This is a genomic window from Henriciella marina, from assembly GCF_027213945.1.
Taxonomy (GTDB): Bacteria; Pseudomonadota; Alphaproteobacteria; order Caulobacterales; family Hyphomonadaceae; genus Henriciella; species Henriciella marina_A.
Window position 1 is genome coordinate 661,586 of sequence record NZ_JAPWGW010000001.1, and the last position, 20,493, is coordinate 682,078.

Annotated in this window: 22 protein-coding genes and 1 tRNA gene; 16 read left to right on the plus strand and 7 right to left on the minus strand. The window is 59.7% G+C overall.

Going from position 1 to position 20,493, the window contains the following annotated elements; genetic code table 11:
* Positions 1 to 2: 2 nt before the first annotated feature.
* The gene (locus tag O4G74_RS03360) at positions 3 to 1,439 is read right to left on the minus strand and encodes a lytic murein transglycosylase (RefSeq protein ID WP_269401250.1); all 1,437 of its coding nucleotides are present in this window, start codon (positions 1,437 to 1,439) and stop codon (positions 3 to 5) included.
* A gap of 110 nt (positions 1,440 to 1,549) precedes the next feature.
* On the opposite strand from O4G74_RS03360, the gene ykgO reads away from it, so the two are divergent.
* Genes ykgO through O4G74_RS03380 form a run of 4 tightly spaced genes read left to right on the plus strand, consistent with a single transcriptional unit; the run spans position 1,550 to position 3,877 of the window.
* On the plus strand, positions 1,550 to 1,675 hold the full coding sequence (gene ykgO, locus O4G74_RS03365) for a type B 50S ribosomal protein L36 (protein WP_119379210.1): 126 nt from the start codon (positions 1,550 to 1,552) through the stop codon (positions 1,673 to 1,675).
* Positions 1,676 to 1,682: 7 nt separating this feature from the next.
* A complete protein-coding gene (locus tag O4G74_RS03370) occupies positions 1,683 to 2,339 on the plus strand; it encodes an HAD family hydrolase (RefSeq protein ID WP_269401251.1) in 657 nt (218 codons plus the stop codon).
* 51 nt (positions 2,340 to 2,390) lie between these two features.
* Positions 2,391 to 2,921 carry a tetratricopeptide repeat protein gene (locus O4G74_RS03375; protein ID WP_269401252.1) on the plus strand — a complete coding sequence of 177 codons (531 nt, stop codon included), beginning with the start codon at positions 2,391 to 2,393 and terminating at the stop codon, positions 2,919 to 2,921.
* Positions 2,918 to 3,877 (plus strand): alpha/beta fold hydrolase, encoded by a 960-nt coding sequence (locus O4G74_RS03380; protein WP_269401253.1) that lies wholly within the window; start codon positions 2,918 to 2,920, stop codon positions 3,875 to 3,877. Before O4G74_RS03375 ends, O4G74_RS03380 begins: the two co-directional genes overlap by 4 nt.
* On the opposite strand, the gene O4G74_RS03385 is transcribed toward O4G74_RS03380, so the two are convergent.
* Genes O4G74_RS03385 through msrA form a run of 4 tightly spaced genes read right to left on the minus strand, consistent with a single transcriptional unit; the run spans position 3,865 to position 7,944 of the window.
* Positions 3,865 to 5,466 carry an alkaline phosphatase gene (locus O4G74_RS03385; RefSeq protein ID WP_269401254.1) on the minus strand — a complete coding sequence of 534 codons (1,602 nt, stop codon included), beginning with the start codon at positions 5,464 to 5,466 and terminating at the stop codon, positions 3,865 to 3,867. The two genes, O4G74_RS03380 and O4G74_RS03385, sit on opposite strands and share 13 nt — an antisense overlap.
* Before the next feature lie 17 nt (positions 5,467 to 5,483).
* Positions 5,484 to 6,413: a DMT family transporter gene (locus O4G74_RS03390; protein WP_269401255.1), complete on the minus strand. Its 930-nt coding sequence runs from the start codon at positions 6,411 to 6,413 to the stop codon at positions 5,484 to 5,486.
* A gap of 10 nt (positions 6,414 to 6,423) precedes the next feature.
* A complete protein-coding gene (gene gluQRS / locus O4G74_RS03395) occupies positions 6,424 to 7,269 on the minus strand; it encodes a tRNA glutamyl-Q(34) synthetase GluQRS (RefSeq protein WP_269401256.1) in 846 nt (281 codons plus the stop codon).
* A gap of 21 nt (positions 7,270 to 7,290) precedes the next feature.
* Complete coding sequence (gene msrA / locus O4G74_RS03400; protein WP_269401257.1) at positions 7,291 to 7,944, minus strand: peptide-methionine (S)-S-oxide reductase MsrA; 654 nt, start codon at positions 7,942 to 7,944, stop codon at positions 7,291 to 7,293.
* Positions 7,945 to 8,051: 107 nt separating this feature from the next.
* Here msrA and O4G74_RS03405 point away from each other — a divergent pair.
* From O4G74_RS03405 to O4G74_RS03420, 4 genes are all read left to right on the plus strand, one after another.
* Positions 8,052 to 8,141: transfer RNA gene (locus tag O4G74_RS03405), tRNA-Ser, on the plus strand.
* Positions 8,142 to 8,225: 84 nt separating this feature from the next.
* Positions 8,226 to 8,771 carry a GAF domain-containing protein gene (locus O4G74_RS03410; RefSeq protein ID WP_269401258.1) on the plus strand — a complete coding sequence of 182 codons (546 nt, stop codon included), beginning with the start codon at positions 8,226 to 8,228 and terminating at the stop codon, positions 8,769 to 8,771.
* Between the two features lie 2 nt (positions 8,772 to 8,773).
* A complete protein-coding gene (locus O4G74_RS03415) occupies positions 8,774 to 10,546 on the plus strand; it encodes an EAL domain-containing protein (protein ID WP_269401259.1) in 1,773 nt (590 codons plus the stop codon).
* A 51-nt stretch (positions 10,547 to 10,597) separates the two neighbouring features.
* Positions 10,598 to 11,200: a hypothetical protein gene (locus O4G74_RS03420; RefSeq protein ID WP_269401260.1), complete on the plus strand. Its 603-nt coding sequence runs from the start codon at positions 10,598 to 10,600 to the stop codon at positions 11,198 to 11,200.
* A 17-nt stretch (positions 11,201 to 11,217) separates the two neighbouring features.
* Here the strand turns inward: O4G74_RS03420 and O4G74_RS03425 are convergent, their stop codons facing one another.
* Positions 11,218 to 12,393: a CaiB/BaiF CoA transferase family protein gene (locus tag O4G74_RS03425; protein ID WP_269401261.1), complete on the minus strand. Its 1,176-nt coding sequence runs from the start codon at positions 12,391 to 12,393 to the stop codon at positions 11,218 to 11,220.
* A 123-nt stretch (positions 12,394 to 12,516) separates the two neighbouring features.
* On the opposite strand from O4G74_RS03425, the gene O4G74_RS03430 reads away from it, so the two are divergent.
* From O4G74_RS03430 to O4G74_RS03460, 7 genes are read left to right on the plus strand one after another with little or no spacing between them, the layout of a single operon-like run.
* Positions 12,517 to 13,275 carry a phosphoribosylanthranilate isomerase gene (locus tag O4G74_RS03430; protein WP_269401262.1) on the plus strand — a complete coding sequence of 253 codons (759 nt, stop codon included), beginning with the start codon at positions 12,517 to 12,519 and terminating at the stop codon, positions 13,273 to 13,275.
* Positions 13,196 to 14,407 carry a tryptophan synthase subunit beta gene (gene trpB / locus O4G74_RS03435; protein ID WP_269401263.1) on the plus strand — a complete coding sequence of 404 codons (1,212 nt, stop codon included), beginning with the start codon at positions 13,196 to 13,198 and terminating at the stop codon, positions 14,405 to 14,407. Before O4G74_RS03430 ends, trpB begins: the two co-directional genes overlap by 80 nt.
* The gene (locus tag O4G74_RS03440; RefSeq protein WP_269401264.1) at positions 14,407 to 14,883 is read left to right on the plus strand and encodes a hypothetical protein; all 477 of its coding nucleotides are present in this window, start codon (positions 14,407 to 14,409) and stop codon (positions 14,881 to 14,883) included. The genes trpB and O4G74_RS03440 overlap by 1 nt, the downstream gene beginning before the upstream one ends.
* 28 nt (positions 14,884 to 14,911) lie before the next feature.
* A complete protein-coding gene (cutA, locus tag O4G74_RS03445) occupies positions 14,912 to 15,241 on the plus strand; it encodes a divalent-cation tolerance protein CutA (RefSeq protein WP_269401265.1) in 330 nt (109 codons plus the stop codon).
* A complete protein-coding gene (gene trpA / locus O4G74_RS03450; protein ID WP_269401266.1) occupies positions 15,241 to 16,068 on the plus strand; it encodes a tryptophan synthase subunit alpha in 828 nt (275 codons plus the stop codon). Before cutA ends, trpA begins: the two co-directional genes overlap by 1 nt.
* A 27-nt stretch (positions 16,069 to 16,095) precedes the next feature.
* Positions 16,096 to 17,085, plus strand: a complete 990-nt coding sequence (locus O4G74_RS03455) for an acetyl-CoA carboxylase carboxyltransferase subunit beta (RefSeq protein WP_269401267.1) — start codon at positions 16,096 to 16,098, stop codon at positions 17,083 to 17,085.
* Positions 17,082 to 18,350: a bifunctional folylpolyglutamate synthase/dihydrofolate synthase gene (locus O4G74_RS03460; RefSeq protein ID WP_269401268.1), complete on the plus strand. Its 1,269-nt coding sequence runs from the start codon at positions 17,082 to 17,084 to the stop codon at positions 18,348 to 18,350. The genes O4G74_RS03455 and O4G74_RS03460 overlap by 4 nt, the downstream gene beginning before the upstream one ends.
* Positions 18,351 to 18,522: 172 nt before the next feature.
* On the opposite strand, the gene O4G74_RS03465 is transcribed toward O4G74_RS03460, so the two are convergent.
* Positions 18,523 to 19,116, minus strand: a complete 594-nt coding sequence (locus tag O4G74_RS03465; protein WP_269401269.1) for a hypothetical protein — start codon at positions 19,114 to 19,116, stop codon at positions 18,523 to 18,525.
* A gap of 340 nt (positions 19,117 to 19,456) precedes the next feature.
* Here O4G74_RS03465 and O4G74_RS03470 point away from each other — a divergent pair, with 340 nt between their 5' ends.
* Entirely contained in the window at positions 19,457 to 20,203 is a 747-nt protein-coding gene (locus tag O4G74_RS03470; protein WP_269401270.1) for a DUF3800 domain-containing protein, read from the plus strand.
* Positions 20,204 to 20,493: the final 290 nt, after the last annotated feature.

The following is a 20,493-nucleotide window of genomic DNA, read 5'->3' on the forward strand; positions in this document are numbered from 1 at the left end:
TCCTAGCTGCGCAGGCGCGCCAGCACCTCATTCAGCGCCGGACGGGACGGATAGCCATCCGCGACCAGGCCGTTTGCCTGCTGGAACTGGCGCAGCGCGCCGCGCGTGCCGGACCCAATGATGCCGTCGACGCCGCCTGCATTGTATCCAAGCTGGTTGAGCGCGGTCTGAAGCTGCTTCACCTCGTCAAAGGTCAGGCGCTGTATATCCGTTGGCCATGACGCGACCGGGCCATACTGGCCGGCAAGTCCGTCCGCGAGAAGGCCGACTGCGAAGGCATAGCTGTTGGACCGGTTATAGGTCTTGAAGACGTCGAAGTTGCGGAACAGGAGGTATTTCGGTCCTGTCGCACCCGCTGGCAGCCACAGCTCGGCATAGTCGCTGTCATCGACGCCGAAGCCGCCACCCCGGATCGGCGACAGGCCTGCGGACTTCCAGGACGACAGGCGCCGGTCATTGCCGTCGGCCATCGACCAGTCAAAACCTTGCGGCGCAAGCACTTCAATCCCCCACGGCTGGTCAAAGCGGTAGCCAGAGACCGAGAGATAATTGGCAGCAGACGCCAGCGCGTCTGGTGACGATGACCAGACATTGGCGAGCCCGTCGCCATCATAGTCCTGCGCATAGGCAAGATAGGTGGAAGGCATGAACTGGGTGTGTCCCATAGCGCCCGCCCAGCCAGAGCCAAGCTGGTCAAGCCGCGCATAGCCCTTCTCGACAATCTCAACGAGGGCGAGGATTTCGCCCTCGGCAAAGCTGCGGCGACGGCCCTCAACGGCCATGTTGGCAAGCGTGTTCGCGGCGCTGAAATTGCCCATATAGCCGCCGAAATTGGTTTCCATCGCCCAGATAGCACTCACCACTTCGCGGTTGACGCCATAGGTCGCTTCGATGCGGTCAAAGACCGGCGCAAGCTCAGCGAGCTTTTGCCGACCTGTTTCGAAACGGTTATCCGTGACGGCCGTGCGCAGATACTCCCAGATGGCCTTGGAAAACTCTGCCTGATTGGCGACTTCCGACTGGTTGTCGGGGCCAAGATAGATGTCGAGCGGCCGGATATCCTTCAGCAGGGCATAGAGAAGCGCCGGATTGGTGCCGCGGGCGGTTGCGCGGGACACAAAGTCCTGGCGCCAGGCATCCATTTCGGCATTCCCCGTCGGTGCAAACGGGCCGACCGGGCCGGAAGAGGGCGGCGCGCCGGGCGTACCGCGCGGGTCACCGGGGGAGATTGTTGAGCTATGGTGTGTAGGCGCGCGGTCTGTCGTCACTACGTCCGGTGTTGTTGTCGGCACCGTCCGCTCGACCAGCGGTTTCTGTGAGGGCGGGGTCGGCGCGCTTGATTGCGGCGCCGGCTCTGGCGTGGCCGCGCAGGCGCTGATCAGTGCGGCGAAACTTGCAGCGGTGGTCCAGCGGAGAAGGACCAGATTCTTGCGCGTCATAAATGATATCTTCCTTTTACCGTCGCGATGCGTGAGCGGCGTTGACTCTACATAACCCATTCTGTATCTCGCACCCCTTACGAGTTTTCAAAGATCGCCGGGCCAATCCCATGAAAGTTAAGTCTTCACTGAAATCCTTGAGAAACCGCCACCGCGATTGCAAGGTCGTTCGCCGTAAGGGCCGGACGTACGTCATCAACAAAACAGACCCACGCTTTAAAGCAAAGCAGGGCTAAGCAGAAGATGACGGCATCAGCGCCCGGCGGAAATATTTCTGCCGGTGCTGAACCCATCGTGCTGTTCGATCTCGGCAATGTCGTTATCGACTGGCTACCCTTGCGACTTTACCGAAAGATTTTCGCGTCTGAGGCAGAGGCCGAGGCCTTCTGCCGTGAAGTCTGCAATATGGACTGGCATGTCGAGCATGACCGGGGCCGGACCTTTGCAGAAGGCGCGCGCCTGCTGAAGCAGGACTACCCTCACTATGCAGACGAAATCGACGCCTGGCACCGGCGCTGGTTCGAGATGTTCGATGGCTACGTCACAGGCGTACCGGCGCTCATCGCCCGCCTCGAGGAAGCGCAGGTCCCGCTCTTCGCCCTCTCTAACATGTCAGCAGAGATCTGGCCCGAAACGGTTGAGCGGTTTCCAATGCTCAAGCTGTTCCGCGATGTTGTCGTTTCTGGCGAGGAAGAACTGATTAAGCCTGATCCGGCGATTTATGAGCTGACCCATGCGCGCCTCGGCCAGCCGCGCAAGGACAGTGTCTTCTTCATTGATGATAGCCTGAAAAATATCGAAGCCGCCCGCGCCTTCGGGTTCCGCGGGCATCACTTCACTGACGCCGAAAGGCTTGAAGCTGCGCTGATCGAAGAAGGGCTGCTTGCGCCTGTCGCCTGATTGCCGCATTCGGGCCTTGCCGGGACCTCATCCAGAGCCATACTGATAGGCATGCTCAAGGCCCTCCTTATCGCCAGTGTCATCGCCGTCAGCGGCCCGCAATACGGGCCGAGCGATGAGATGTTCGATGAGTTGAAGAACGCACCCAGCGAAGAAAAGGCAAATTCCACGGCGATGGATATCTGGGCGGCCTGGCTGGAAAGCGGGTCTGCCGCTGCAGACCTTGTGATGCAGCGCGCCGTGGAAGCCCAGAGCCTAGGGGACCTCGAACTTGCGCACGAGCTGTTTGACCGCGTCATCGCGATCCAGCCGGAATATGCAGAGGCGTACAATCGGCGCGCAGCGCTTTTTCTGGTCGACGAAAATTTTCCCGAAGCTCTGCGCGACCTCAATGAGGCGATCCGGTTGGAGCCGCGCCATTTCGAGGCCTGGACGGGTCTTGGCCGCATCATGGAAACGCTTGGGGCCAAGGATGAGGCACTGGAAGCCTATCGCGAAGCATTGAAAATTCACCCGACGCTTCAGGCGGCGCGCGCCGCAGAGTCGAGGCTGCTGCGTGAACAGAACGGTCAGGGGCTTTGAAAATTATTCTTACCGGACTCACCTTGCTGCTCGCGCTGAGCGGTATCAGCGCCTGCGTTCATAGTGCGGTCTACACCAGCAATGTCGAGGACAAGTACCCGCCCAAGGGCACGCTCGTAGTCGCAAATGGCGCGAAGGTTCATGTCATCGAAGCGGGCCGCGAAGGCCCGCCCGTCCTGATGATCCATGGCGCGTCGGCAAACGCCAGAGAGTTCACGTTTACCTTGGCACCGCGCCTTCAGGATGATTTCCGTGTGCTCATGGCGGACCGTCCCGGCCATGGCTATTCCGGCCGCCCTGAAGCTGCGGAAACGCTGGAGGTTCAGGCGGCCCAGATGGCAGCGGTTCTCCGACAGCTTGCACCGGGGCAGAAAGCGGTCATCGTCGGACATTCCTATGGCGGCGCGGTCGCGCTCCGGCTTGCGCTGGACCACCCTGATCTCGTCAACGGGGTCGTGCTTCTTGCGCCGGTAACCCATGACTGGGGCGGCGGGGGTGAGACCTGGTACAACAAGGTTGCAGGCCCACCTGTCATCGGGCCGATCTTCTCACAACTCGTTCCGCTCGTTGCGCCCGCCATGGTAAAAAGCGGCATTGATGGCGTGTTCGACCCGAAGGACGCGCCAAACGATTACTATTCAGACGCGGCCATCGGCCTTCTCTTCCGGCCGCCGAGCTTCCGCGCGAATGCAGATGACATGAACGTCCTGCAGGAGGAGCTCGCGGCCCAGCAGCACCGCTACCCAGAGCTCAGCATGCCCATCGTGCTTTTTTCAGGCGCCAAGGACACTGTGATCGATCCGACCCTCCATGCAGGAAAGATCAAGCATCAGGTCACAGGCTTTGAGCTCGTCAAACTGCCGCAGACCGGGCACATGCCCCACCATCACCATGGCGACGAAGTGGCAGATGTGATCCGCCGCCTCGCCGCAGATGCGATGGATCAGTCCTCGTAGGAAACGAGGCCGCTGGCACGGCCCATTACGTGGAAAATCTCGTGCTGTTCGATTGTGCCGCGGAAAAGCTCTGCGCCCGGTCCGCTGGCATACACAGGTACGTCCTCGCCCGCATGCGTTTCCGAACCCTGGAAGACCAGAGCCTGCTGCTGGAAGTTCTTCGCTGTCGTGTCGACATCGGAAAGGTCTTCGCGAGCGCAGTCTTCTTCACCCGGTGCGCAGCCTGTTTCACCATTGGCATAGCCAAGGGTGGTGTAAGGCTTCCCGTCGTCAGCCCGCGCCAGACCGCCAGGCCCATAGGCCACCTTGCCGAGGATCGGATTACCGCGTGCGGGATAACCCGCCAGCGTCAGCGTGTGTGAGTGGTCGGCGGTGACTACGATCAGCGTATCTTCGGCGTCCGTTAGGTCTAGCGCGGCTTGGACTGCATCATCCAGCGCGGCCGTGTCGCCAAGTGCGCGCGCCGCATTCACGCCATGATGGGCGTGATCAATGCGTCCTGCCTCAACCAGCAGCACATAGCCATCCTCATTCTGGGACAGACGCGTGATGGCGGCGGTGGTCAGCTCGGCAAGCGAGGGTTCGCCAGCGGGATCTTCCGCGCGGTCGAGCTCAAACTGCATGTGGGACGGCTCAAACAGGCCAAGCACACGGGTCTCGCCTGTGAAATCGATCGCTTCAAAGCCCGCCTGATCGGTGATGTAGACGTGATCGTCCGACTTGGCCGTCCAAACTTCGGTAAGGTCTGCTTCATCGATGCGGCCGCCGGCCGCTTCGCCGGTTTCAGGATCGGTCAGGCTCGCCGGAAAGAATGCGCCGCGGCCACCGCCCAGCACGACTTCAAAGCCGTCCCCGGCCTCCCAGTCGACAAGCTGGCGGGCAATGTCCTTACAGTCCGTACCGCCAAGCTGGTTGTCGTCTTCCCAATTGCGGTCGGCACTCTCGGCATAGGCTGCGGCAGGCGTTGCATGCGTGATGCGCGCCGTCGAGACGATACCCGTCGAAAGACCGGCCGCTTCGGCGATCTCGAAGATTGAATCCGTACTTTGTCCGGACACCGACGCGCAATTGCCGTAAGCAATGCCAGAACGAAGGCCGAGCGTTCGCGACAGCGTCTTTATGCCGGACATCATTGCGGTGGCGGTCGATGCGCTGTCGGACACCTGTGCGTCATGGCTGTAAGTCTTGGAAAAGGCTGAATAGGGCAGGCTTTCCATCGCCAGACGGTAACTTTCACCGTCGAGCCCTTTCTGCTGACCTGCATAGATACGCCCGGCGGTGATGGTCGACACGCCCATGCCATCTCCGACGAAAAGAATGACGTTGCGGGCGCGCGGGACGAAGTCTTCTGCCGTGCGGGACTGCACATCAGCAGCGGCCGCAACGTAGTAATCATCGCCGGCCTGCTGCGGGGAGACGCCCGTACGCGCAAGACCCGGTGCGTCGGCGGTCTCGGCCGTTTCTGATGGCGGCACCACGGCATCGACGGGCTCGAGTTCAGCTGGCGGGGTTGCGCAAGCTGCGATTGCGGCGCTGCTGGTCATCGCGAGAAGGAGCGCGCGGAAGGCGCCGGCATTTGGCTGTGTCATGGCGGAATTCTCCTGTTTCAGGCGCTGGTTGTAGCTTCTGCATGTGACGGTTTTGCCGCAGACCGGCGACGCCTCTTCACCCCGCCCTGCGAGAGCCAGATGCCAAGCAGAATAAGGGCGGCACCGCCCCCCTGCAAAACAGTGAGGGACTCGCCGAAAAGCTGCCAAGACAGGCCAGCGGCGAAGACCGGCTGGATAAGAACGATGATGCCAGCAACGGCGGCCGGCGTGCGGCCAAGTCCGGCAATAATCAGACCTTGGCCGCCAACTTGTGCAACGAGAGCAAGGAAGAGCGGCGCGGCGAAACCCTGAGGTGTTTCAGGGATGAAACGCTCACCAGAGGCGAGAACGACCATGCCTGCAACGATGGCCTCGACCACGGTCAGCCAGAAGATGACATCCATCGCGCCAAGCTTGTTGCGGGACATTTTCGAGAACAGCATATAGCCCGCGACCATGATGGCCGCTGCAACAGCGAGCAGGTCGCCGCGAATGTCCGCCTGACCACTTGCGCCGCCGCCCTGCGACAAGGCTGCCGCGCCAGCCACAGCGACGGCGACCGCGACGAACCAGATGGGCTTGGGACGTTCCTTCAACACCAGCCAGGCGACGAATCCTACGCAGACATTGCCCATGTTCACGATAAAGGTGGCGTTTGCGACCGTGGTCATTGTCAGCGCCCAGTGCCAGAGCGCAATGTCCAGCGCAAAGAGCGTACCTGCGAGGATGATCAGGGGCGTGATCTTTTTCGGCATCCGCCGCTCAATGCCGATGAGCAGGACGAACAGCATCGGGATCGCAAAAGTGTAGCGCCAGAAAGCGATAGCCTGCGGCCCGAGCGTATCGAGCCCCATGCGCAGACCGATTGGTGCGAGACCAATGCAAAGACCGCCCAGAAGCAGCAGGAGAGGGCCGAGCCAGGCGCGGCCGTTTGCGGTATCGCTCATACTGTCTGCCTCAAACGCCTGCGAGCTTTTTAACGTCCCGTGGCGTTAAACCCGCCTCGCGAAGACTCGCAAGACTTTGTGATTCAAAGCGTTTGGCCAGCTTGTGTCCATCCGGGCCCAGAACAAGTGGGTGATGGGTGTAAATGGGGGTCGGCCAGCCCATAAGGGCCTGTAACAACACATGAATATGGGCCGCGTCTTCCAGGTCGGTGCCGCGTATAACATGCGTGATGCCCTGCCGCGCATCATCATGTGTACACGCAACGTGATACGCGGTCGGCGCATCCTTCCGCGTGAGGTTGATATCGCCGTGGAGCCCTGGGCGGGCCTTTTCGATGCGGGTGGCCCCATCAAGACCGCAGACTTCGAAGCTCAGCCGGTCATACTCCGGCCCCAGATAGTCGCGGCATTTCTCCAGCGACAGGCGCCATGCGAAGGGCGCTTCCTGGGACAGTCGTTCGGCTTCCAGTTCTGCAGGCAAGGGCTGGCCGGTAAAAGGGCTTCCGGGGGTAAGGCCTGCCGCCTCAGTCTCTGCGGCCATGTCGGTTCGTGTGCGGAAGCAGCGATAGGTCAGGCCAAGTTCGGTCAGTCGCTCGACCACGCGAGCATAGTCCGCGAAGTGCTCTGACTGAATGCGCGGCGGGCCCGTCCAGTCAAAGTCGAGCCAGGCAAGGTCTTCCAGAATACCATCGGTAAAGTCCGGCTTGCAGCGCGTCTGGTCGATATCCTCTATGCGCAGCAAAACACTGCCGCCCGCCCGCTCTGCGGCCTGCCAGACATGAAAGGCCGAGGCCGCGTGGCCGAGGTGCAATCTTCCGGTCGGAGATGGCGCAAAACGGGTCAGGAAATCGCTCACCGGGCCCGCTTAGCAAATAGCTCAGGCGCTGACACCCGTCGGCATCGGACAGGAAACGCCGGTGCCACCAATCCCGCAATAGCCATTAGGGTTCTTGGCGAGATATTGCTGGTGATAGTCCTCAGCGTGATAGAACTCGTCCAGCGAGCGGATTTCCGTCGTGATCTGGCCGCGTCCGGATTCGCTGAGCGCCTTCTGGAAGCTTTCACGCGTCGCAGCCGCGATCTTTTCCTGCTCCTCGGTCGTCGTGAAGATGGCAGACCGGTATTGGGTGCCGACATCATTGCCCTGACGCATGCCCTGTGTCGGGTCATGGTTTTCCCAGAATGCCTTGATGAGCTCAGTGGCCGTCACTTTCGAGGGGTCATAGACGACGCGGACGACTTCGGTGTGGCCCGTCTTGCCGGAGCATGTCTCTTCATAGGTCGGGTTGGGTGTCTCCCCGCCAGCATAGCCAGCCTGGGTCACCCAGACCCCGTCCATCTGCCAGAAGATACGCTCAACGCCCCAGAAGCAGCCCATGCCGAAGACGATTTCTTCGAAACCGTCAGGGATGGGCGCGCTCATATCGTTGCCATTCACGAAATGGATATCAGAGGTCGGAATGGCCTGCGCGCGGCCGGGCAGGGCCTCGCCTTTTTCAGGCAGTTCGGCTGGTTTGCGAGTAAAGAACATGCTGTTCGTCCTTTCAATGTCTCAGCCTTCAATATGGAATTCAGCAGCGGAGAAACAATCACGGGCTTGCGGTTGCCTAGCACCTTCCTCTATAGACGCGCCCTTGTGGTGAGGTGGCCGAGTGGTTGAAGGCGCACGCCTGGAACGCGTGTATACGAGCAATCGTATCCAGGGTTCGAATCCCTGTCTCACCGCCACTTCCCTCCGAGAACTGCAGTGCGCACGAAATTGACCGGCATCTATCAACCAGATGTTTACAGGCCGTCCGTATTCGTCGCTGGATGCAGAACCTAGAACCTCAGGTCAATATCACGCCAGCGGGCCGCGAAGCAGCCCGCCTTCATTGCCTGCGCCGACAGCAAATCCTCGATACCGCTCCAAGCCGGGCCTTCGACGCGATCAGCCGCGCCGCATCGCGTCATTTCGATGTGCCCATCGTTCTGGTGTCGCTGGTTGATGTGAACAGGCAATGGTTCAAGTCATGTGTCGGGATCGACGCCTGTGAGTCGGACAGGGCCAACTCTTTCTGCTCCTATGCCATTCAGACTGACGCGGTGTTTGTCGTTGAAGACGCCCGGCAGGACCCCCGGTTCAAGCATCACGCCATGGTGACGGGGGAACCTTTTATCCGGTTCTATGCCGGCGCCCCGATCAATGTGGACGGATACAATATCGGCACGTTCTGCATCATTGATCACGAACCGAGATCGCTGTCGCCAGAGCAGCAAGCCGACCTGACGCGTATGGCCACACTTGTCCGGCGCCAGATCAAACTGGATGCACGGATGGCCGGTCGCGACCCCGTTGCGTCAGTGGCTCAGGATTAAAAATGATCAGGCCATACTTCTCGAGCGTTCTTGACGCCATTCCCTACGCGGTCTTCGTCAAGGATCACCAGCACCGCTGGGTATATGGGAATACGGCTTTCAAGAAGCTGATCGGCTGCGATGACATCATTGGTAAGGATGACAGCCATATCTTCGATGAAGAACAGGTAACTGTTTTCTGGCGGGAGGATGATGCTGTTCTTGCTGGCGAAGAAAGCCTCAATGAAGAGCAGATCGGCGACAACCAGTTCGCGCTCACCAAGAAGGTTCCCTTCACATTTGAAGATGGCTCGCGGGGCCTCCTCGGGATCGTGATGGACTTCATTCATATCGATAAGAGCGACGGCGAGAAGGCGGCATCGCTTCCGCATTTTGGCGGTATGCAGCCTCAGATGACGGTGCTGCAGAAGCGCCTCGAAGAAGCGCTGAGCGACAAGGCAACTGCCCTGAAAGTCGCACAGACCGATGCGGCGACCGGTTTGCGAAACCGTCGTGGTCTGGAAATTGACCTGGAGAACCGGGTCAAGGATGCTGAAAAAGAGGGCAAATCATTTGGCTTTGCGCTCGTTGACCTCGATTACTTCAAACGCATCAATGACCGGTTTGGTCACTCGGTTGGCGATAGCGTGCTGAAAACGGTCGGGAAAAGACTGGCATCCCTCCCCGGCATCCGGAGCGTCGGACGTATTGGTGGCGATGAGTTCGCGGTCATCACCGAAGACCTGGACGAGCTTGGTGATTCCTTCGCCGACCGGTTTGAACGCTTTCGGCAGATCGTTTTTCGCCCGACGACCTCCGGCGACCGTGAAATCAAGCTCTCGGGCTCGGCCGGTATCTGCATCTATCCAAAGGATGCGACCACGCCGTCAGAGCTTCTCAGCCGTGCCGACCTTGCCCTGTTCGCAGGCAAACGTGGTGGCCGCGCCGCATCGCAGATGTTCGACGAGAACACTCTCGGTGCCTATCGGCGCCGGCTCCAGATTGAAGAGAAACTCCCCCAGGCGCTTGAGCAGGCGCTCATCACGCCGGTTTTCCAGCCGATCGTCTCCAGCGGCACCCGCCAGCCGATTGGCGTAGAGGTGCTGTCCCGCTGGCATGATAAGGATCTCGGCCATGTCAGGCCCGACGAATTTGTCGCCGCTGCCACGGATATGGGGCTTGTTGGCAATCTGGACCGCCTTGTTTTCCGGAAAGCCGCGCAGATCGCAAAACCCTGGATCGTGTCAGGCGAGATCGAGTTCGTGTCGTTCAATGCTTCGCCGATGGACGTCGTCACGCCGGGCTATGCGACAGACTTTCTGCGCGAGATCGCAGCCTCGGGCCTCCCGCCATCTGCTATCTGCCTCGAAATCCTTGAATCCTCGCTTGTCGAAGACGTCAGCTCCGCGCGCCGTAACCTGAACCGGCTGCGCGAGGAGGGCGTCCAGATCGCGCTCGACGACTATGGCACCGGCTATTCAAATCTGCGGGCGCTTCTCGACATGCCGCTCGACAAGCTGAAAATCGACAAGTCGCTCGTGTCGGGCATTGAGGAAGAAGACAAGGTGCTCGACCTCGTCATCTCACTGGTACAGCTTGGCCGGGCGCTCGATTTGACAATGGTGGCCGAAGGCGTGGAAACCGCGTCACAAGGCGCTTTCATCGAAGGGGCGGGCTGTCCGGAAATGCAGGGTTATTATTTCGCTGCGCCTTTGAGCGGTCCGGATATGACTGCGTGGCTGAAAGATGCGGCCGGTGAAACGAGCGCCGACAGCGTGAGCCAACTGGCAAGCTGACACGCCAGCAATCGACGCAACTTCTGCTCAGAGCCATGCGTTGTCGCGCGCATGATGGACTTCATCAGCAATAATTCCTCGGCGATCAGTGCGGGGGCGAATGTGATCATGGTGATCGTGTGGGTCACCTATCTGCAGCTCATGCTCAACGGGATCATCCGCCAGCGCCGCTCCAGCCTGATCGTATCCTCATCGCTGAAGTCGGATGCCGCAGCTCGCTGCTTTATCTCGAACATGAGCGAAGGCAGTTTTCACATCCAGAACCTGACGGCGCGTCTCAGGAAAAATGGCGAAGACCTTCTCAGCGACATCACGGAGCCGGCCGCAGATAATCACGAACGTTCATTCCAGATCCCGCTCGCGCACGGTGAAGCGCTGGAGCTTGGCTCTTTCGAAGAGTTGCTGGAGCGTTTCGCAGTCGAGCATGGCGAAATTGACACCGGCGACACCGACCGAGATGAGCCACTGGAGTTTACGGTGACCATAGTCGGTATTCACGGGCCCAGCCGCAAACCGGTTGCCGCGCGCCGTCGCTTTGGTCTCTACCGTGACCGGGGCACGCTACGGGCTCGCGGCTTGACGCGTGAAACCGAACAGTTCCGCTGGGGACCGCGCAGGCGTCGCATCGTCGAGGCCAATCAGGTCATCAACTAGCTAGATCCCAGATCAGCCTATTCGTCACCGGCCGGGCCCAGCCCGAGTTCGCGCAGGATATCTTCCGTGTGCTGACCAAGCCTGGGCGCGGGCGTGATCTCATGCTCCGCATGGCCGACAAATCTCACGGGCGGTTTGACCTCCCAGTAAGCGCCCTCGCTTGGGTGTTCGCGGCGGGTGAAAAAGTCCACGGCCTTCAGATGCGGGTCTTCGCGCAGGTCCGAAATGTCATTGACGCGGGCGGCGGGCACATCGGCCTTGCCTAAAATGTCCAGCAATTCCTCGGTCGTGAAGTTCACGAAATGCGCCTGCACGCGAGACATGAGATAGTCATGGTTGAAGAAGCGGCCGCGATAATCATTGATCCGCTCGTCTTCCAGCTCCTGCGGCTGGCCGATTGCGTCGAATAGCGTCACCCAGCGATGGTCGACATAAGGGGCGATCGTGATCCAGCCATTCTGCGTCCGCACCGGCTGGCGCGATGGGTCGATCTGGCGCTGATAATAGTATGGGCCAACCGGCGGATCGAAGGCCGCCTCATAGAAATGCTCCTCCAGCAGGAATGAGGAGATGCACTCGAACATGGGAACTTCGACATGCACCGCCTCACCCGTGCGGGCGCGGTGATGCAGCGCGGCGAGCGTCGCATACATGGCATGCAGCCCCGACACCTTGTCGGCAAAGGCTGTCGGCAGGAAGCGCGGCGCTTCATTTCCATCGACCTGGGGTAGCAGATTGCAGGCGCCAGAAAGCGACTGGATGAGGTCGTCATAGGCAGGCCGGCCTGCATAAGGGCCTTCAGTGCCGAAACCCAGGCAATGAACATAAACGATGTCGGGCCGGATCGCCTTTACATCTTCAAAGGTCAGGCCCAGCCGTGCCACCGCTTCGGGGCGGATATTGTGGATAAAGACATCACTTGCTTCGATCAGCTTCCGGATCGCGGCCTTGCCTTCGTCTGACTTCATATCCCAGACCACAGAGCGCTTGCCGCGATTGATCGTCATATGACAGGGGCCCATGCCGCGATTATTGGCGGGCTTGCCGACATTGCGGAATGTATCGCCTGTTTCCGGCTCCAGCTTCACGACATCGGCGCCCATATCGGCGAGGGTCTGCGTGCAGTAAGGGCCGAAGATCACCGTGGTCATGTCGGCAATCTTGATATCGGACAATAGCGATGTAGCGGGCATGGCAATCTCCTTCGCCCGCTATTCAGCAAGCTTGGGCGCTTTCGTAAACATTCCGCAGCAAGGTCACGCAGGGTCAAAGCCTGTCGGCTTGACAGTGCCGCGTGCGCGCCTGACCTAAGCGCCATGGCAGACGTAAAGATATGCGGAATTTCTGACGCCGATATGGTGAAGGTCGCAGCGGAAGCTGGGGCTGACTGGGTCGGCTTTGTTCTGGTGCCGCAAAGTCCGCGCAACGTTCTTGGCGGTGGAAGCGCACGTTTCGAACAGGTGATCGACCTGCTGCTCGCGGCTGCAACGAATAATGTCCGCTCTGTGGTGCTCGTCTCGGATCCAGAGCCCGCCATTCTGCGCGGCGTTGGCGGTACGGTCATGCCGGATGTGTTCCAGCTTCATGGCAAGGAGTCGCCAGAGTTCGTCGCCAATCTTCGGGCCAGCCTGCCTTCATCTGTTGAGGTCTGGAAAGCGGTCGGTGTCTCCTCTCGCGCAGACCTGGAGGAAGCAGCTCGCCTCTATCGGTCTGCTGACAGGCTGCTGATCGACGCAAAGCCGCCAGAGGGGGCGGACCGGACGGGCGGTCACGGTGCCGCCTTCGACTGGTCGATCCTTCAGGACTGGGCCCCAGCGACACCCTGGCTACTTGCCGGGGGCCTCACTCCGCACAATGTAGCAGGCGCAATCAAGGCAACCGGTGCGCCAGCGGTCGACGTCTCGTCTGGCGTGGAACGCCAGCGCGGCATCAAGGATGCCGACCTCGTGCGGGCCTTCATTGCGGCGGCGAAAAGTCAGGACTATGAGGGCTCTCATGAACAAGCCAAACACATGGGCACAATGGCCCGACGAGAAGGGCCGCTTCGGCGAATTTGGCGGGCGCTACGTCGCTGAAACGCTGATGCCGCTCGTCCTCGAACTTGAGGATGAGTACCGCGCCGCCAAGAAAGACCCTGCTTTTCTGTCCCAGATGGACGACCTCTGGCGCAATTATGTCGGCCGTCCGTCTCCGCTCTATCATGCAGAGCGGATGACCGAGCATTTCGGCGGGCCGAAGATCTATTTCAAACGCGACGAGCTCAATCACACCGGCGCGCACAAGATCAATAACTGCCTTGGCCAGGTGCTCCTCGCTATGCGGATGGGCAAGAAACGCATCATCGCTGAAACGGGCGCAGGCCAGCACGGCGTCGCGACGGCAACGGTGTGCGCGCGCTTTGGCCTGCAATGCGTCGTCTTCATGGGCGCGACCGATGTGGAGCGTCAGAAGCCGAACGTCTTCCGTATGAAGATGCTGGGCGCAGAGATTGTGCCTGTGTCTTCTGGCACGGGCACGCTGAAGGACGCCATGAATGAGGCGCTGCGCGACTGGGTCACCAATGTGCATGACACATTCTACGTGATCGGCACCGCGGCGGGTCCGCATCCTTATCCTGAACTCGTCCGTGATTTTCAGTCGGTCATTGGCCAGGAAGCGAAAAGCCAGCTCATGGAGCGCGAAGGCCGCCTGCCCGATGCCGTTGTGGCATGTATCGGTGGCGGATCGAACGCAATCGGCCTTTTCCATCCTTTCATTGAGGATGAGGGCGTGCGTCTGATCGGCGTCGAAGCGTCAGGCCATGGCATCGAAACGGGTGAACATGCAGCCGCGCTGAATGGTGGCAGGCCCGGTATACTTCACGGCAACAAGACCTATCTCCTGCAAACCGATGACGGCCAGATCATCGATGCCCACTCAATCTCTGCGGGTCTAGATTATCCGGGCATCGGGCCGGAACACGCTTTCCTGCGTGATTCGGGCCGGGCTGAATATCTTACCTGCACGGACAAGGAAGCGCTTGAAGGCTTCCAGCTTTGTACGCGTCTTGAGGGGATCATCCCTGCGCTTGAGCCTGCCCACGCGATCGCCCGTCTCGGCGATATCTGTGAGACAATGGACAAGGACCAGATCCTGATCATGAATCTGTGCGGGCGTGGCGACAAGGACATCTTCTCAGTCGCCGAACACCTTGGCATGGAAATCTGATGTTCTCGCCTGTTTTGAAAAGTCTGGTGGCTATCACTTTATTGGTCGCCTCATGCGGACAGCCCGCTGCGGCAGAGCCGAAGCTAGAGCTAGACGGCTATTATAGCATTGCTGTTCCCCAAGGTGCTTTCATCCGAAACGACTGCACTACCTATCACATGCCGGTTGACGAACTGCCTGACCGGGCGAATTGCATTGAGTTCAGCTCGTCTGAAAATGATGATGCCTCAATTGAAGGGCAGATTTTCGAACAGCTGATCGATCAGGGCTGGGTCGGAGGAGACGGTGCGGCGAACGTAGTTTGGCTTACTCGGGCTTCGAGTGAAGGATGCGAAGAAAGATTGTATTTCATGTGGCTGATCGACGGCCCGGAGAGTGAAGTATCAAAGTGGGCTGGAAACGGCGAAGGGGCGATGGATTGGTCGCAAATCAATACCATAATCCTTCTGGCTCCTGAGCAAGTTGGGACTTGCTAGTAGCCCATCAACGAACGACTGATAGTGAATGACCAAAGCGCTCCTCATACGGATTACCTGCCCCTCGCAGGATGTAGCCCAGCAGATCGCCGATGCGGCGGTCGAAAAGCGGCTGGCCGCTTGCGGCAATATCGAAGGCCCTGTCTCGTCCACCTATCTCTGGAAAGGCGTTGTCGAGCAGGCGTTCGAGCACATTCTCTGGCTGAAATCGGTCGAGAGCTGCTGGGAGGCGCTGGAAACCCTCGTAACGGGCCTCCACCCCTACGACATACCAGCTATGGTAGCCTGGCCTTGCACTCATGCGCTGGGTGAGTATGCAGCGTGGCTTGAAGAAAATACGGAAGCGCCTTCCCGCTAATGCCGACATCCCGAATTACTGCACGGTTCGACAAGGTTCGCGCCGAAGGCCGCGCCGCTCTGGTAAGCTATATCATGGCGGGCGATCCCGATCTTGAGACCAGCTACAAGGCACTCTGTGCCCTGCGCGACAATGGCGCCGACATAATCGAGCTTGGCGCGCCGTTCACCGACCCGATGGCAGACGGCCCGGCGATCCAGCGCGCTGGGCAGCGCAGCCTGAAGGCCGGCACGAAGCTCACCGACGTTCTGGCGCTCGCCACACGCTTTCGAGAAGACGATCAGGACACGCCGCTGATCCTGATGGGCTATGCCAACCCGGTCTTCCATCTTGGCTACGAAGCATTTGCTGACGCTGCCGCCGATGCGGGCATCGATGGTACGATCCTCGTCGATCTTCCGCCTGAGGAAGACCATGAGCTGCGCGAAGCCTATGCGCGCCACGAGATATCCGTCATCCGGCTGGCAACGCCGACCACGACAGACAAGCGTATTGCCAAGGTCGCAGAGGGTGCGTCCGGCTTTCTCTACTATGTTGCCGTTGCCGGCGTGACCGGGTCCGGCTCTGCCGATCCAGAAGATATTCGCGAAGGTGTGGAGCGTGCCCGGCGCGTTTCCGGCCTCCCCGTCTGCGTCGGATTCGGCGTGCGCACGGGGGAACAAGCCGCCGCCATGGCCGCTATTGCAGATGGGGTTGTCGTCGGGTCCGCATTCGTGGATCATGTACGCACATCTCTGGAAGCGGGCACGCCGGATGAAATTCCGTCTAAAATCGGCGCGCTGGCAGCAGAACTGTCTGGCGCCCTCGCCGATGCCGGGCGAAACTAGGCAGTACAGTTTAGGAGTGACTCTGACATGAACTGGCTCACCAACTTCAGAACGCCCGGTTTGAAGACTTTCCTGTCTTCGAAGAAGGACACGCCCGATAATCTCTGGGTCAAATGCCCCAAATCCGGTGAGCTCGTCTATCGCTCCGACCTGGAAGAGAGTTGGTATGTCACCCCGGCAGGCGCGCATCTTCGCATTTCGCCGCGCCGCCGTTTCCGTCTGTTCTTTGACAATGAGCGCTGGGAGCCTCTGCAACTTCCGCCTGTCCCGCAGGACCCACTCAAGTTCCGCGATGACAAGCCTTACCCCTCCCGCCTGAAGGCCGCCAAGTCCAAACTGGCCGCCCGCGAGAAGGAAGAAAGCCCGGACGCCAGCCCGCCAATCTCGCAGGAAGACTGCATGGCGGCCGCCTTCGGACGCATCAAGGGCAAGCCCGCCGTCGTCCTCGTGCAGGACTTTGCCTTCATGGGCGGCTCGCTCGGCATGGCAGCCGGTGAAGCCTTTATCGCGGCAGCCCAGCTGGCCGTGGCCCGCAAGGCCGCTTTCATCGTCTGCACCGCTTCTGGCGGTGCGCGCATGCAGGAAGGGACACTTTCCCTCATGCAGATGCCGCGCACGACGCTTGCCATCGATGAAGTCCGTGAGGCGGGCCTTCCCTATATCGTTGTCCTGACCGACCCGACCTCGGGCGGTGTTTCGGCCTCTTATGCGATGCTCGGCGACGTTCATATCGCTGAGCCGGGCGCCATGATTGCCTTCTCCGGCCCGCGCGTGATCGAACAGACCATCCGCGAGAAGCTGCCGGACGGCTTCCAGCGCTCTGAATTCCTGCGCCAGAAGGGCCAGGTCGATATCGTCAGCGACCGGCGCGAGCTGAAAGCAACCGTTGGGTGCCTGCTCGCCCACCTGATGCCGAAACGTGCGATGGATGAGACGCCAATCGGACCGCTCAAAGCGCCTATGGCTGACGTTCCGGCGCCAGAAGCCAGAGACAAGTCCAAGGGCAAGAAAGCTTGATCGACGCCCAGCTTGGCGTCGAAACGGCGCTCAAACGGTTCGAACGCTACAATCCCAAAGACCGCATCCTCGCGCTCGACCGGCTTCTGGTCGTGCTGGAGGAGCTTGGCAATCCGCATCTAGATCTTCCCCCCGTCATCCATGTCGGCGGCACGAATGGAAAAGGCTCTACTGTTGCCTTCATCCGCGCCATGGCAGAGGCGGCGGGCCTTTCCGTCCACACATCGACCTCGCCGCATCTCGTCCGCTTCAATGAGCGGATCCGGCTTTCCGGCAAACTGATCGAGGACGACTATCTCGTTTCCTGCCTCGAACGGGTCGAAGCCGCCCTCAAGGGCCATCGCCAGATTACCCATTTCGAGGCGGCGCAGGCCGCCAGCTTCCTCGCTTTTCATGAGACCCCGGCAGACCTCCTCGTCCTCGAAGTTGGCCTTGGCGGGCGATATGATGCCTCCAATGTCATTCAGGCCGCCGCCTGCAGTGTTTTCTGCCCCATCGACCTCGATCATCAGGCCTTTCTCGGCAATACGATCACTAGGATCGCGACCGACAAGGCGGGCATTCTGAAGCCCGGTTGCCCGGCCGTTTCCGCCATCCAGAACGAAGAGGCGCAAGTCGCACTGGAGGCCGAAGCCGCGCGCACCGGCAACCAAATTGACTTCCTCACCCCCGTTGACCTCGCCCTGATCCAGCCGCCGCTGGGCCTCTGGGGCGAGCACCAGTTTGCCAACGCCGCCCTTGCCGCCAAGGCGCTGAAAGCGGCGAACATTCAGGGTATTACCCCTGAGGCCGTCGCCAAAGGCGCCGCGTCTGCCCGCTGGCCTGCCCGGATGCAGCGGCTCTCGATCGGCCCCGTCACCACGCTTGCCGGTGAGAAGCCAGTCTGGCTCGATGGGGGCCATAACCCCCATGCGGGGCGGGCGCTTTCTGCGGTCCTCGACACGCTGGACAGCGAAGAGCCTGCCAAGCGGACCATGCTCGTCTCGGCCATGCTGGCTAACAAGGATGCGCGCGGCTTTTTTGCCGCTCTCAACCGGCCCGGCCTTCGCGTCTTTACCTGCCCCATCGACAATAATGAGAACAGTTTCACGCCCGACGAGCTCGCCAATGCGGCGCGTGAGGCGGGGGCGGGGGCCGAGGCCCATCAGAGCTTCCGCGCGGCGATGGAAGCGGCCCGTTCGGCGGGCGCAGAGCGTATCCTGATCTGTGGGTCCCTCTACCTGGCGGGCAAGGTGCTGGCCCTGAATGATGAGCTGCCTGACTAGGTTTCGCTCAGAACCTCGCCCTTCGACAGGCTAAGGGTGAGGTTCAATTCAACAAACACTTTCCTCCAATCGATCCTCATCCTGAGCTTGTCGAAGGATAAAGCCGCCAAAAGCTGCGCTTGCGGCCACAGACCCGGCGGATCTGTGGGATGTGGCCCGAAATGTCCCCCCTTCAGCTCGTATCGAACCAGTCGCGCAGCACGTCATTGCCGTGCAGCATGAGGCTGGTCGTGAGGAGGGCGAGCTGCGGGCCTGCGCGGTGCAGACCGGCCAGCGGCAGGATGACGGGGCGCGGCTCACCTTCGGTTTTGAGGCGGTCAAGGATGCGCGCCATGCGTTGGGCGAGCGGCATCGGGTTCTCAAGGTGGTACAGGAGTGTGCTCAGACGGTGCAGCAGTGGTGCACTGGCGGTGTTTCTGCGCGCGGGTGCCGTGTGCAGGGCGCGAAGGCGCTCAAACGGTGTTCCGGCCTGGCCGAGCTTTGGCAGGAGATTGAAGGCGCCTGCTCTGGTTTTAGGGGTCTGGGGCTCACGTGTCGGTGGGTTGGCAGACGCTTTCGCGGGCGGGGCCAGCTCGATGTCTGACGCGAGGAGCAGGATCAGTCGCCGCAGCAGGATCTCAATGAATTTGATCTGCCTGCGGGCATAGCGCGCGAGCGCCTGCGTCACCTCCGGCCTGAAATCCACGCTCAACCGGTCCATCACCTCCACCACTGCCTCGCGGACAGTGGAAAAGCCTTCCTCGATGAAACCGGTAAGCTGAGTCATTTGAGGGAGGATAGGGCGCGGTGGTTTAGGGTGGGAAAGTGTGGTTACCAAATCAGCAATGTCACAAATTCTGAGAGCGGAAGCTTTTTCGACATCGAGACGAATCGATACTTTTTCCTACGCGCACATTGCTCAGGTTAACAGGCTCACCGTCGGCCCGCTGCCCTGCTGCTAAAATGCTGAATATAGCCTACAAAGCATGCTCTCGCTTTTTTTGGCTAGGCCGAGGCGCCTTTGCGAACGGGAATGATTGAGGCGGCGGTGGCGATTCGGTGCCATGAATGAGCTAAGACCAGTTCCGGCGGCTACCGCTTCATTAGTTCAATAGCAGGATTTTACATTGGTTACGGTTTTCGAGAAGTTTTTTTATGGGACGAGGGAGATCGTCGTTTTTGTCGATGAGGCAGGGGACCCGAAGTTAGCTGATCCCAACAATCCTATTTTTGCTTTCGGAGCATGCGCCGTGTGGGGAGATAAATTAAATGACACCCTCCGACTGCCATGGAATGAGGTTCGCAAAACAGTGGTTGGCGGAGAAAGCCAGCCGATTCACATGCGCAAACTCAGCAGGCGGTTCGGCAAGAGTAAGTCCGATGCAATTGCAGAGTTTTTTTCTGATGAGGAGATAAAGCGCGCCAGTATCGTGATCACTGATCGGACAGTTTTTGAAGTTGATGGGTTACCATTTACTCCGGTGCTCCAAGTCGCGATGGCGATGCTATTAAAGGGTATTGCTAAGCTTATGGTGGGCGCAGTTCCTATGGAGGCGGTGTCCGTAATTTTCGAGGACGGGCCTTTAATTTCTAAGATCAGGGAGGCTTGGCCGCACCAAACCCTAATTAGAAACGACGGCGTGACGGTTCCGGTGTCTTGGGCAACATTAGAAAAGGCCGAACTTGAGCAGGGCCTAGAAGTTGCCGATTTCATAGCGCACTCAGCAGCAGGATATATGCGACATCACCGATCGGCTGACTCCAAGTTTTCTAACAGATACGCAGCTATACATCCAAAAAATGCGTCGCAATATTCATTGGGCTGGGAGATCAATGACTCGAAAGTTATTGTTAAAAGCGAGCGGGCTGGGTAGCAGAGCTTTCATTTCTTTGCTCTTCTCGCGATCATGGGCTTAAGCATTCTTCGTCAGGCTGCTGTCTTTGCAGAGATTGACGAAAATTTGCGGAAAATACCATTTCTACCACAAAATTTTCGCACGCTAAGTGAATATGGATACAGCCCCAAGAATTAGTCCGACTCCACCTAGTATAACTGATAGTATTGCGAGGCGCGCACCAATGCGTGGCATCGCGTTTGTCGCTCCCCAAGCCCAACAGAATTCTCCAAAGAATCTCGCCCTTACGATCTCAAACTCGGCTTCGG

Bases quoted from the DNA above. Each gene is read 5' to 3' on its own strand.
- O4G74_RS03375 (WP_269401252.1), top strand. From the start codon at position 2,391: ATGCTCAAGGCCCTCCTTATCGCCAGTGTCATCGCCGTCAGCGGCCCG.
- O4G74_RS03420 (WP_269401260.1), top strand. From the start codon at position 10,598: ATGATGGACTTCATCAGCAATAATTCCTCGGCGATCAGTGCGGGGGCG.
- O4G74_RS03430 (WP_269401262.1), top strand. From the start codon at position 12,517: ATGGCAGACGTAAAGATATGCGGAATTTCTGACGCCGATATGGTGAAG.
- cutA (WP_269401265.1), top strand. From the start codon at position 14,912: ATGACCAAAGCGCTCCTCATACGGATTACCTGCCCCTCGCAGGATGTA.
- O4G74_RS03415 (WP_269401259.1), top strand. From the start codon at position 8,774: ATGATCAGGCCATACTTCTCGAGCGTTCTTGACGCCATTCCCTACGCG.
- O4G74_RS03410 (WP_269401258.1), top strand. From the start codon at position 8,226: ATGCAGAACCTAGAACCTCAGGTCAATATCACGCCAGCGGGCCGCGAA.
- O4G74_RS03385 (WP_269401254.1), bottom strand. From the start codon at position 5,466: ATGACACAGCCAAATGCCGGCGCCTTCCGCGCGCTCCTTCTCGCGATG.
- msrA (WP_269401257.1), bottom strand. From the start codon at position 7,944: ATGTTCTTTACTCGCAAACCAGCCGAACTGCCTGAAAAAGGCGAGGCC.
- O4G74_RS03465 (WP_269401269.1), bottom strand. From the start codon at position 19,116: ATGACTCAGCTTACCGGTTTCATCGAGGAAGGCTTTTCCACTGTCCGC.
- trpB (WP_269401263.1), top strand. From the start codon at position 13,196: ATGAACAAGCCAAACACATGGGCACAATGGCCCGACGAGAAGGGCCGC.
- O4G74_RS03440 (WP_269401264.1), top strand. From the start codon at position 14,407: ATGTTCTCGCCTGTTTTGAAAAGTCTGGTGGCTATCACTTTATTGGTC.
- trpA (WP_269401266.1), top strand. From the start codon at position 15,241: ATGCCGACATCCCGAATTACTGCACGGTTCGACAAGGTTCGCGCCGAA.
- O4G74_RS03390 (WP_269401255.1), bottom strand. From the start codon at position 6,413: ATGAGCGATACCGCAAACGGCCGCGCCTGGCTCGGCCCTCTCCTGCTG.
- ykgO (WP_119379210.1), top strand. From the start codon at position 1,550: ATGAAAGTTAAGTCTTCACTGAAATCCTTGAGAAACCGCCACCGCGAT.
- O4G74_RS03360 (WP_269401250.1), bottom strand. From the start codon at position 1,439: ATGACGCGCAAGAATCTGGTCCTTCTCCGCTGGACCACCGCTGCAAGT.
- O4G74_RS03370 (WP_269401251.1), top strand. From the start codon at position 1,683: ATGACGGCATCAGCGCCCGGCGGAAATATTTCTGCCGGTGCTGAACCC.
- O4G74_RS03425 (WP_269401261.1), bottom strand. From the start codon at position 12,393: ATGCCCGCTACATCGCTATTGTCCGATATCAAGATTGCCGACATGACC.
- O4G74_RS03455 (WP_269401267.1), top strand. From the start codon at position 16,096: ATGAACTGGCTCACCAACTTCAGAACGCCCGGTTTGAAGACTTTCCTG.